The organism is Bacteroidales bacterium (genome assembly GCA_035299085.1).
Classification (GTDB): domain Bacteria; phylum Bacteroidota; class Bacteroidia; order Bacteroidales; family UBA10428; genus UBA5072.
Genome location: DATGXG010000040.1, coordinates 1 through 12,274, shown reverse-complemented (window position 1 = coordinate 12,274; position 12,274 = coordinate 1). Strand labels below are relative to the sequence as shown.

General features: G+C 43.3%; 7 protein-coding genes. 1 reads left to right on the top strand and 6 read right to left on the bottom strand.

What is annotated here, in order from left to right; genetic code table 11:
• Positions 1–252 precede the first annotated feature (252 nt).
• The gene (locus tag VK179_13045) at positions 253–4,521 is read left to right on the top strand and encodes a two-component regulator propeller domain-containing protein (protein HLO59666.1); all 4,269 of its coding nucleotides are present in this window, start codon (positions 253–255) and stop codon (positions 4,519–4,521) included.
• Here VK179_13045 and VK179_13040 read toward each other — a convergent pair.
• The 6 genes from VK179_13040 to VK179_13015 form a co-directional block, all read right to left on the bottom strand.
• On the bottom strand, positions 4,514–5,761 hold the full coding sequence (locus VK179_13040; protein ID HLO59665.1) for an MFS transporter: 1,248 nt from the start codon (positions 5,759–5,761) through the stop codon (positions 4,514–4,516). The genes VK179_13045 and VK179_13040 overlap by 8 nt on opposite strands.
• Before the next feature lie 165 nt (positions 5,762–5,926).
• Positions 5,927–6,625, bottom strand: a complete 699-nt coding sequence (locus tag VK179_13035; protein ID HLO59664.1) for a hypothetical protein — start codon at positions 6,623–6,625, stop codon at positions 5,927–5,929.
• A gap of 120 nt (positions 6,626–6,745) precedes the next feature.
• The gene (locus VK179_13030) at positions 6,746–7,627 is read right to left on the bottom strand and encodes a hypothetical protein (protein ID HLO59663.1); all 882 of its coding nucleotides are present in this window, start codon (positions 7,625–7,627) and stop codon (positions 6,746–6,748) included.
• 8 nt (positions 7,628–7,635) lie between these two features.
• The gene (locus tag VK179_13025) at positions 7,636–9,612 is read right to left on the bottom strand and encodes a glycoside hydrolase family 97 protein (protein HLO59662.1); all 1,977 of its coding nucleotides are present in this window, start codon (positions 9,610–9,612) and stop codon (positions 7,636–7,638) included.
• Positions 9,613–9,667: 55 nt separating this feature from the next.
• Positions 9,668–11,710, bottom strand: a complete 2,043-nt coding sequence (locus tag VK179_13020; GenBank protein ID HLO59661.1) for a glycosyl hydrolase — start codon at positions 11,708–11,710, stop codon at positions 9,668–9,670.
• A gap of 102 nt (positions 11,711–11,812) precedes the next feature.
• Positions 11,813–12,274 (bottom strand): M20/M25/M40 family metallo-hydrolase (locus tag VK179_13015; GenBank protein HLO59660.1); only part of this gene is annotated, 462 nt, incomplete at its 5' end.

Here is a 12,274-nt window from a genome sequence, read left to right as displayed (position 1 = left end):
AAAATGAATAAGAAAAGCAACACATAAACTTTTGAAATTCGCTTGAAGAACCGTTCCATGCCATTACAGAGTTTCATAGTAAAAAGACCACATTCAAATGTATTTAAGACGGTGCGAAAGTGCTTTAATATATGTAACCTGCCTTTTAGCGGATGTAACATTTTCATTTGATTTTGTAACGAAAGCTTTTAATAAATCCCTGTTCGCTTTGGAATTCGGATATATCCTATAATTTTGAAACAGTTTACCGTTATGAAAAGATTCGTACAGCTGTTATTCCTACTGTGTGCTTGCCTGGTTACCAATTACGGACAGCAACCAAGTCTCAGGCTTGAAAACCTGTCAATTTCACAGGGTCTCTCTCAAAGTGAAGTGAATTGCATCAACCAGGACAGCGATGGTTTTATCTGGATTGGAACATTGAACGGGCTGAACAAGTATGACGGGTATGATGTGACCATTTACCGCCGGAATACTGAGATACCGAACAGCATAAGCAATAATTACATCCAGTCGATTTTCGAGGATAATGCCGGTAACCTGTGGATAGGTACTCTGGGTGGAGGATTAAACAGGTATGATAAATTTAAGGACAGTTTTACCCCTTTCAAACATGATGCAGCGGATCCGAAAACTATCGCCAACAACTATGTCAGTTTCATTACACAAAGTAAAAGCGGCGAATTGCTGATTGCTACCCAGCATGGTTTGTCGGTGCTTGATGATCCAAATTCCGATGTCAGACCACCGGCTTTCAGGAATTACCTTGATTTTGAAATTAATGCTGTCCTTGAAGATGAAAATGGAATTCTCTGGCTGGCAACCTGGAATGGATTGTACAAGACCAGTCACAAAAAAGGTCAGACTCCGGTTATACTGGCTCATTATACACACAATCCCGAAAATAGTGGCAGCATAGCTTCGAATGATGTGCTTTCGCTTTTCAGGGATAAGCAAGGGAATATCTGGATAGGAACCAATAATGGCCTGGATAAACTGGTCCGCAACCGGGATGATTCAGATAATGGAGCAACTTTCACCCATTATCAGAACAGGGCGGGATGCAAGGATTGTTTACCCAACAACCAGGTGTTAGCCCTATATGAAGATAAATCGGGTAAGCTGCTGATAGGTACCCGGGGCGGAGGATTAAGCTATTTTGATAAAACCACAGGAAGATTCATTACTTACAGGGCGAAAAAGTATATTCCCGGTTCCCTGAGTAACAATTCGGTTAAATGTATTTTCGAGGACCGCAGAGGTGTGTTGTGGATCGGAACACTGGGAGGCGGTGTGGACAAAATGGATTTGCTCATGAAAAAGTTCAGCACCTATGAGATCACACTGAACAATGATCCTACTCCAAGCAATTTCATAAGGGCAATTTATGAGGACGAAGATAATCTATTATGGATAGGCACACTTGACGGAGGATTGTACACGTTTGACCGAAGAACTGAAACATACAAGCAACTCAGCCTGCTGGACAATGAAAATGAATACGGCACTAACAAAAGTGTTGCAAGGCACTCAATTTACGGTAAAAATGTTTTTTCAATAATAAGGGGGAATAAAGATGAATTATGGATCGGGACCAATGGCGGTGTCAATATCCTGAATAAGAAAACGGGATTGTTCAAACACCTTATCCGTGATTATCAGAATCCGGACAGCCTGATCAGTAATTCCGTATTTGCGATAGTTAAAGATGATGACGGATCGTTCTGGGTGGGCACCTGGGGAGGTCTTCATCATTACCTGTCGGGAGAAAAGGGCTCTAAGCCGCGTTTTGTGAGATATACAAACTCTGCCATTGATTCAACAAGCCTTTCCGATAACATAATCCGTCATTTATATAACGATCCTTTGAATTCCGATATATGGGTTTCCACCATGAACGGGGGTCTTAACCGGCTTGTCAAATCAGGTAATGATATCAGATTCATACGGTATAGGCAAAACGGCGATGATCCGTCCGGAATCAGCAGCAATGAAGTAAACATGGTTTTACGTTCGCATGCCGGTGATTTATGGATTGCCACAAGTGACGGATTAAATAAGCTGGTTCCGGGCAATGATCCGTATCATTGTTCATTTATAAAATACCGCGAAAAAGACGGGCTGGCCGGTAATAATGTACTATCTATCCTGGAAGACAACAATGGAAATCTTTGGATAGGTACCAATAAAGGGCTGTCGAAATTCAATCCGGCAGTTCCGGAATTCAGCAGTTTCGATCAGAATGACGGACTGAAAAGCAATGAATTTTCGGAACATACCTGCTTTTTAAGCCGTTCAGGGGAAATGTTTTTTGGCACCGTTGAAGGATTTAATTCCTTTTACCCGGATAGTATACGGAAGAACAATAATATACCCACTACCAAAATTACCAATCTGCTGATATTTAATCAAAAAGTTCCAATCGGCAAATGGAAGAAAGATCGGGTAATCCTTAAGAATTCAATCACACAGACTAAAGAAATAGTACTTTCTTACCGGGATAATGTTTTTACAATTGAATTTTCAGCCCTGCATTTTGCTTCTCCGGCCAAAAACAGGTATGCCTATAAAATGCAGGGATTTAATGATGACTGGCTTTATACCGGTTCGGGAAACCGAAAGGCAACATTCACCAACCTGAAAGGCGGGAAATATACTTTTATGGTTAAAGCCACCAACAACGACGGCACTTGGCAAAAAGAACCGACAGTGCTTAAAATTCAAATCACACCGCCAATATGGAAATCATGGCCATTCTTCATTTTTTATATATTTGTTCTGATAGCTATTGCCCTGGCTATTTATAAAGAAGTAAGCATCAGGGAAAAGCTTAAGTCGGAAGTAGCCCTGAAAAACCTCGAAAAAGAAAAAGCGGAAGAGCTGAACCAGATGAAGCTCCAGTTTTTCACCAACATCTCACATGAATTCAGGACGCCCCTTACACTCATCATTTCACCGGTGGAAGATCTGATCGGAACAATTAAAGGAAACAGTTTCTTAAAGGGACAACTGCAGGTAATCTACCGGAACGCAAAATACCTTTTGCGGTTGATTAATGAGCTGATGGATTTCAGAAAAGCAGAAACCGGGTCATGGAATATAAAAGCCAGCCGGAATGATGTGGTAAGCTTCGTACGCGACGTTTTTTCATCCTTCAGTGATATTGCCGAAAAACGGAATATTACTTTTCTTTTCAGATCCGATTTGGATGAAATGGACATCTGGTTCGACCGGGAAGTACTGATCAAAATTCTAAACAATCTTATTTACAATGCCTTCAAATTCACTGCCGATGGCGGCCGGATTGAGATAAGTATTCGCAGCAAAAGTTCAGAAGCCCTAAGTGCTTTCCAATATTCCTACGAAATTAAGAACGATGATAAAACCCTTGAAGAGTATATTTCAATAATCGTAACGGATAATGGGGTAGGCATATCTGAGTCCTCTATTGCCAATATATTTAACCGGTATTACCAGGTAGGGAGTTCCGATTCGGTAAGACACATCGGTTCGGGAATCGGGCTTGCGTTGACAAAAAACCTTGTATTGCTAAGCAGTGGTGAAATAACGGTTTCAAGTGAAAGGAACAGGGGTACTCAGTTTGTGGTTCGCCTGCCCATTGGCGATGCGCATCTTGATGCATCCGAAAAGACAACAAATGAAACCGATCCAAACATTGATATAAATTCACAATTAACCGAAGAGACTCAGGAAATTCAGAATCTTGCCGACGAAGAAGGCGATTTCAGGGAATTGTCGGAAGGGCCTTTAATTCTGGTTGTGGAAGATAACAGCGATATGCGGCATTTTATCAAACAGAACCTGGAAAAAAAATTCAGGGTTCTTGAAGCTGTGGACGGGAATGAAGGGTTTAAACTGGCAACTGAAAACATTCCCGACCTGGTTGTAAGTGATGTGATTATGCCCGGGATGGATGGTATTCAATTATGTAAAAAACTCAAAAAAGATATTCTCACCTCCCATATTCCGGTTGTACTGCTTACCGCGCTTTCTGCGATCAGTAACCAGATTGAGGGGCTTGAAACCGGGGCGGATGAGTATATATCAAAGCCCTTTAATTACAGGTTATTTGAGATTCGCATCCGGAATTTGATCCAGTCAAGGAAAAAACTTCGTGAATGCTTTGGGCGGGAAATTGAAATTGAATCCAAGGACTTCACATTGAACTGGCGTGACCAGGAATTTATGGACCATGCCATAAAACTTGTGAAGGAAAAGATTGCCGAGCCGTTGCTGAGTGTCGACAGCCTTAGCAAAGAGTTAGGCATGAGCCGTATCCATTTACATCGCAAATTAACGGCACTCACCGATCAGACACCAAGTGAATTCATAAGAACTATCAGGCTTAAAGAAGCCGCCCGTTTGTTAAGCCAAAACAGGCTTACAGTTTCCGAGATTGCTTACCAGGTAGGTTTCACAGCTCCGTCTTACTTCTCTACCTGTTTTGTCAAGCAGTTCGGCGTTTCGCCCAGTGAATATCTTTCAAGATTCGTTAAGTAAATTGCGGATCCTGAACCAGCGGCTGACCGCGCAGTTCACGCCCTATCATTTTATTGATGGCCGGCACAAGGAAAGCAAACAAACTCATGATCCCGATTGCAATTCCTGAAATAATAAAAGCGTTGGTGATGCCAATGCTGTCGGCAATATATCCGGTGGCTAGCAGGCCAAGCATAGCCGGGAGCAGGGTAATACTGCCATAAATTGAAAAGACCCTTCCGAGTGCAGCCGGTTCCACCATAGTCTGCAGTACCACGTTAAAGGATCCCGAATAAACCGACATGGATATACCGCCGAATGCCGTTATGATGGCAAAGAAAATAAATCCCGAAGAAGGCAGTATTCCTGAAAACAGGAAAGACAATCCGAGCAGGAAGTACATAAGGTTGATCAGGATGATCTTATAATTTTTAAGTTTATTAATGCCTAACAGCGCCCCACCCAATAGCATCCCGATTCCCCATGAAATTTCAACAATACTCATATGATAGGTGGTTCCTGAGAAATGATTCAGTGTCATAAGCGGAAACAGCGCTGCCACCGGCATAATGAAAAACATGGCAAGAACGGCAAGTATAAAGATCCATAACAGTCCCGGTTTACTGTATATTTCGCGCAGACCTTCTTTCATTTCATTAAGAACATGGGGTTTCAGGTTTTCCTTTTTTACCGGGTCGGGTATATGAACCATTATTAAGGAAATTATAGCAATAACGGCTCCTGCCACATCAATCATAAGCACCCGGGTAAGATCAAGCAGGCTGATAAGCAGGGCTGCAAGGGCGGGACCGGCAATTGTGCTGACCGACTGGATTATGTTGTTTATTCCTGAAATACGCATTAACTGGTCTTCAGGTGCCAGGAGCGGCACCGAAGCCTGCATGGCGGGTACGTGAAAAGCACTGCCCGCCGATCTCAGAGCCAGCAATATATAGAAATAACTGATCCTGGTTTCACCGGTGTAAAACAATACAGCAATGACAAGAGTACAAATCGCGATAAAAAGATCCGCAAAGATCATTGTCAGCTTACGGTTCCACCGATCTACAAAAACGCCTGTAAACATTCCCAGCAACAGCTGCGGGAGAAGGGATGCGATGATGGCATAGGCCAGTACTTCAGCTGATCCGGTTTTCAGGCTCAACCAGAACATAACGGCATAACCGACAACGGAGCTGCTCAGCGTTGAAAACAGCTGTCCCGTCCATATAATGGCAAATGTTCTTTTCCAGTTACCCATGGTGTAATAACTCAAAGGTAGTGGAAAGGTTCGGAAGTTCGGAAGTTCGGCCGAGGTTCTACCTCGGTCGGTTATATCGTTTCAGGCTGAGCCTGAATAGAAGTGTCAGGGAATCAGGCAGAGCCTGATAGGATATATCGACTAAGGCAGAGCCTTAGCCAAACGCTATTTCTCCGACAACTCCGGCATATCCTGGAATTCAATGCCGCGATCGGTCATTTTTACCGGGTGTTTTGTGTTGTAGCGTTCAAGATAAACGAGAGGCTTCGTAGCGAAATCCGTTTTACGGTCGTGCCTGTAGGCACTGTAAAGTTCCTGGTCATCTGAAATAAGCTCCTTGAGACTCTTCACTGTAGGCATCACAATGGTGTCGTTTTTTACATGGAACAATACTTCCTGAACCTTTTCGGTACTTGTAACAGTTGAGCCAATTGTATAAAGGCTGAACGCCTGTGCCAGAATATTGCGATGGTAGCTCTGGTGATACCGAAGAATTGAAATAGCGCCGAACTGAAGCAATTCATAAGGCCGGCCATGATATGAGAAAAAAATGCCCTTACCGTCATTGTAACCAAAAACCTCGCTCATTTTCATCACCTTCTTATAACCCATGTCATCGGTAAATGAAATGAACCAGGCGCTGCGCTCTTCAGGATAAAGATAATAATCAGGAGCATAATCAACTACCTCAAAATTGCAGGATATCGAAGGAGTATTGTTCAAAAACTCGGTAACATCAAGGTAAATGCCGCGGTTCAGTGTTCCACAGCCCTCTGGAATAGTCTGTTTTGCAGTATTGCGCTGAGAGAAAATGCTGGTGTGGATTAACAGGATAGCCAGTAAGGAGAAAAGCAGCTTTTTCATAGGTTTTGTTTAATGAATCCATTGACAATACGAGGATTCATGGGGTTGATGTTGGAAAAAGTTGACTAACGGACTATTCTGTTAGGTGAACGAATGTTTTATGAAAGGAAAGAACCGGATTCATTTTCTATGCCGGAACAGGAGCAGGGTGGCATTTCTGGTTTCCCCTTCATTGGTCACCACCATGTCGCCGTTTTCAAGGAAAGACAATCCTTCTGCTTTACTAAACAGCGACGGGTCAAGCAGTTGAATATTCTTTATAACTCCGTCTTTATTAAAGATGAATAACATGTGGTCAACAGACGACAGAACATATAAATCATTTGTCAATGGATTGAAATCGATATCGGATGGCCTGAATTTAATGATTGCCTGTTGATTTCCCTTTTTTGTTATTTTTGAAGGTACCCCGATTCTGTTTTTTACGGCAAATTGCTGAAGTGTTTTTACATTAAAGCTGAAGACCGGCTGTTCGGATAAAAGTTTTGAATCTAAATCAAAACTATATATTCCCCTGAAATTTTTAAGTCCGGATCCGTTTCCCAGTTTGCTTTTTGAACCGATCAACAGCCGGTTCGATGTTGAATCATAGCATAATCCTTCGTTATCACCTGCCATAATTCCGGTAACCAGTGTATTCACAACGGGAGACGAACGGTAATCCTCAATTTCATAAAGGGTACCGTCACTCCTGAGAATATAAAGTGATTTTTGTACACGGGCTATCCCTTCAAAGTCACCGTCAATTCCAAACGGAAGTTGCCTTCTTATGCGTCTTTTTGCAGTGTCATATATAAAAACGATTCCATTCTCATCCTGTATGCAGGCAAACTCAGTGTCCGACAGCGGTGCAATTCCGGATATCTCACGCAGTGAATCAGGCAGGACAAACATCTCATCAGGCTCATCCAGGTTATAACCCTGTAAAATATCCGGGGGTTGTGGCGAAGCACAACCTATGAAAAACAGAGAATATACAATGATAAGCAAAAAGTATCTCATTAGTCAACTTACTGTTTAACCGGTTCAAAACGGGCCACCCAGCCGCCTCCGTTCATGAGCTTTACATTCAGTTTATCAGTGGAAGTCACTGTTATTACCGATTTTTTATAATCAGTTGCATCACGGTCTGCATTCACACCGTCGCTGAAAATTTCAGCCGTATAGCTTCCCGAACCCAGGAATGAACAGTCAATCGTCAGTTCCCTTGGTGTCCAGTCGGTCATAGCCCCGGCATACCATACATTGCCCTTTTTGCGGGCAACGGCAACATATTCGGCCACCTTGCTTTCAAGGGGAACAGACTGATCAAATGTTGTGGGTATTCGGGTAATGAATTCAGTGCATTCTTTTTCGCGCATGTAAATGGTGGGATTATCGGAAAGCATTTGCAGCGGAACCTCAAAGACTATGTACATGGCCATTTGTTGAACACGGGTCCCCTGGGCCATCGGGTTGCTGTTAACAGGCCTGAAGTTTTCACGGCTTGCGTTTCTCATCGCCCCCGGTGTATAATCCATCGGACCTGCCTGGTTGCGGATGAAGGGCAATGTAACGGCATACCGCGGACCGTTCGGATTAGCCCATTTGTAATTCTCAAGTCCATATACCCCTTCTATTCCCACCACATTCGGGTAGGTCTTCTGCAATCCTGTAGGTTTATAAATCCCATGGTAATCCACCATCAGCTTATTCTGTGCAGCTTGTTTCGCTATCTCATAAGTGCTTGCAACGGCAAGCTGGTCATCCCTGTCGAAAAAGTCAATTTTCATCCCTTTGACTCCTATGCCGGCAAAGAAAGGAAAAGCCTTATCCTTCTGAGCCATCACATCCTGCCATGAACACCATACAATCAGCCCAACTCCTTTTTGTTTTCCGTAATCGATGACCTGCTGTATATCAATCTCTGGAATAGGTTTTGTAAGGTCACCGGGAACATTCCATCCGGCATCGAATAATATATATGAAATGCCGTACTGTGCCGCAAAATCAATGAAATATTTATAGGTTTCCGTGTTCATACCGGCCCTGAAATCAACATGCGAAATATTGAGGTCGTTCCACCAGTCCCATGCCACCTGTCCGACTTTTACCCATGATATATCATTGAGCCGGCTTTCGGATGCGAGTTTCTGAACGATGTCAATATCCAGTAAATCCTTATCCTGTTCGCTTATAAAAACAGCCCGCCAGGGAAGATTCAGCATTCCTGGTCTTTTGGCAATGTAGTCAGCAGATTTTGAAGGTATGATATTAAGGCCTTTAACATATGTTTCAAGCGGGTATGGAGCAAATACCCCCTCAAATCCCTGGTTGGTCGGATTAGTACGAACATACATACCCGGGTAATCCTCGAGATCAACCTCAAAAATTTCAGCTTTCTGATTCGATCCTAAGTCCACAAGAACAGGCAGAAAGGCGAGTGTGTCTTTGGGAAACCGTGAAAAAGTGATTTCACTGTACTGGTTTTCAAACGATGAATTGAAATTTTTTCCGTCACGGCAGTCGCGCTGAAAAGGAACGAAAATCTTGTAATCACCGGCGAAATTAAAGTTTACTTCTTCATTCTTTATTGTGACATCACCGGGGATTGTCGTGAAGAATTTATAGGCTACAGCATCATTGTAAACCCTGAAAATCAATCCGTAATTTCCCCTGCATTTTAAAATAAGCTGATTGCAATGATCGGTTACCTGGGCCTTGCGGTAGTGGACAGGGTTGAAGGTGAAATTTATTTCTTCATTTGTTGCCGAAACAACCTTGCTTCGTTCACCCAATACTTCTCCGGTTCCAAGCGTAATAGATATCGGGGACGGGGTGATGATGCTCTTTCCCTTGTCGGTAACCGACCATTGAAGCTTATCTCCTGTCTGAATGCTGAGCACAATGGTTCCGTCAGGAGATTTAAGCTGGTATTTGCCTCCCTTTTGGGCATAAACACCGGCAATCAGAAGGAAACATACAGTCAGGATCAGGATTCTTTTCATAGGATTTATTTTTAGGTGGTATAATTTAATTTTAAATTTAAGTGATTTATTGAATTCAGAAACCGTTTTTTATGAACTCCTGAACGATTACCCTTTCCTTAAATTCGATCATGATAAAATACATCCCGGGCTTCAGGGATGAAATATCGATTCCTGAACTATTATGCCCTTTTTTCAAAAGAATCTCGCCATGGAGGGACAAAATGGAAATGATTGGATCTTCCTTTGTTATTTCTGAATTCAGATAAAGAAAACCGGATACAGGATTTGGATAAAGCAGGGATCCTGTAACCCGTTCAGCCTCTTTGACTGCCACCGGAACAGTGTTTACCTGTATGGTAAAATTCTTATAACTATTTACGCCGCAGCCGTTGGTATAAGTAACCCTCACTATACATGAGCTGTCGGCCTTAAACTTTAGATCGCGTGTTTCTGCTGTAAACGCCCCGCTCCATTTCCATGTTCCTCCTGCAGTTGCCTGCGGACTCAATGTAACAGAGTCTCCTTCAAATACGGTGACATTGTCGGCCGAAATAAAATCGTTGTTATTAACACGAATGTACGGCGTGATGGGGTTTGAAGGACAAACCACTGTGATATAAAAATTCTTCCTGGCTGTTTTTCCGCATGTACTGACGAATTCACCTGAAACCATACAAGTGGTGTCCGGCACAAAGGTGATCTCCCTTGTAGTGGCATCGACAGCCCCGGTCCACCTCCATGTTCCGCCTGTTAACGGTTGCGGTGATATTTTTACGATCGAACCATAGTTGATCCGGATACTGTTCACCTGTTGCCATCCGCCGTTATCCACCCGGATGTACGGTGAAATGACAGGAGGAGGACATGCATCAGCAAGGTTAAAAGAAACTGAGGTTATGGCACCGCAGGTATTCCTGAATGTTGCAACAGCAGAACCCGATTGGTTGAATACAATCTGCTTAATAGTATCATTCCCCTGGGTAATATAACCCGACCACGTCCATTTTCCGCTGTCGGCTGCGGCCACTTTCAGCCAGGCAGTGTCACCCGTTAATAAAGTTAATTTTTTACTCTGCAGCCATGAACTGCCGTTTTTTTTTACATCCGCCGTCACTGCTGAAGGTTTACAGGCCGAATCCCATCCGTAGGTTGACACTATATCCGGCAGTTCGTCTTTAGTGATAACCAGGTAATGTTTGTATACTTTTTTCAGGTATGCAGTGTCAACACCCTGCAGCCATGTGGTATGCCATTCCATCCACCAGCTCCACATGGCATTCTGAGCCAGGCAAAGATCCGGATCAGGGGGGATTCCACATTCATGATAAGCAATAGGAAATTTATCATTTGTTATGGTTTTAACTGCAATGTACATGGTAGCCTGGGAGCCGTTGCCTGCATCATAAATATCGGCTCCTCCTATATCCACGTATTCATCGCCCGGGTACCAGGCTGCATCAGGCTGGCCTGTATAACAAAGCACCCAGATCAGGTTATTCAGGCCACGGTCATGTACAAAGTAATTATACATGGTTATCCAAAGTTTTTTGAATTTATCGGGGCCCTGCTTACCCCACCAGAACCAGTTGCCGTTCAGCTCATGATAGGGTCGCCATAAAACCGGAACATGGGCATCGCGGATGGTTTCAAGCAGGTCCGCCTTTATTTTCAGTTCGCTCCAGAATGAAGTGTATTCAGGAGTGCCTTCGATAAAGCATTTATCGATATCAATGGCAACCTTGCTGTTTTCATAACCTTCGCCTACTCCGGGGGCGCCCCAGTGCCACATGATTGTAGGTATTCCACCTGATTTCCACCAGTTGACCGCATTCTGCACTTCCTGCGCGTTCGAACTCTGATGAATAAAATCGACACCCATTACAGCAGGCTGCTTGCCTGTAATATTTTTGATATAAGTAAGCTCATTGATACCCCATGGGGCGTACATCTGACCCGAGAGAATCCTGTCGCCCTTCATGTCAAGCAGATACCGGTACAATGCCACAGCCTCCGCCGACGGGTTGGGCGTACATAAGGTATCATCAACCGCATGCAATGTGAAAGGTATGACCAACATCCAGCCACAGCAAATCCAATAAAACACAACTCTCTTCATTTCAACTTCTCCAATTTAAACAGTATTCAGTATTCGGTGTTTGGCGTTCGGTATTCCTAACAGACTAACAGACTACAGATTAACAGACTACAGACTAAGAGGCTACAGAGCATGCAATTCGATGATTTTCACAATCACTTCAGCAGCTTTCTCCATTGACTTTACGGGAAGAAATTCATATCGGCTGTGAAAATTGTGACCACCTGCAAAAATGTTAGGGCAGGGCAAACCCATGTAAGATAGCCTTGATCCGTCGGTTCCGCCTCGTACGGGGATTACTTTCGGAACCATGCCGCATGATGAAATGGCCTTCCGTGCCAGGTCCACAATATGAAAAACGGGTTCGATTTTTTCTTTCATATTGTAATACTGGTCAATCAAGGTGAGCTTCACGGTTCTCGAACCATACTTCAGGTTAAGATGGTCAATTATTTTTATAAGGAAATCTTTTTTCCGGTTGAATAATTTCTGATCATGATCGCGAACGATATAATTAACAGTGGCATTGTCTACAGTGCCTTTGATATCGGTGAGGTGGAAAAACCCTTCATATCCTTCGGTATG

What these genes read in the sequence shown, in the direction of transcription:
- VK179_13035 (HLO59664.1), bottom strand. Translation starts at nt 6,625, where the DNA reads ATGAAAAAGCTGCTTTTCTCCTTACTGGCTATCCTGTTAATCCACACC.
- VK179_13025 (HLO59662.1), bottom strand. Translation starts at nt 9,612, where the DNA reads ATGAAAAGAATCCTGATCCTGACTGTATGTTTCCTTCTGATTGCCGGT.
- VK179_13020 (HLO59661.1), bottom strand. Translation starts at nt 11,710, where the DNA reads ATGAAGAGAGTTGTGTTTTATTGGATTTGCTGTGGCTGGATGTTGGTC.
- VK179_13040 (HLO59665.1), bottom strand. Translation starts at nt 5,761, where the DNA reads ATGGGTAACTGGAAAAGAACATTTGCCATTATATGGACGGGACAGCTG.
- VK179_13030 (HLO59663.1), bottom strand. Translation starts at nt 7,627, where the DNA reads ATGAGATACTTTTTGCTTATCATTGTATATTCTCTGTTTTTCATAGGT.
- VK179_13045 (HLO59666.1), top strand. Translation starts at nt 253, where the DNA reads ATGAAAAGATTCGTACAGCTGTTATTCCTACTGTGTGCTTGCCTGGTT.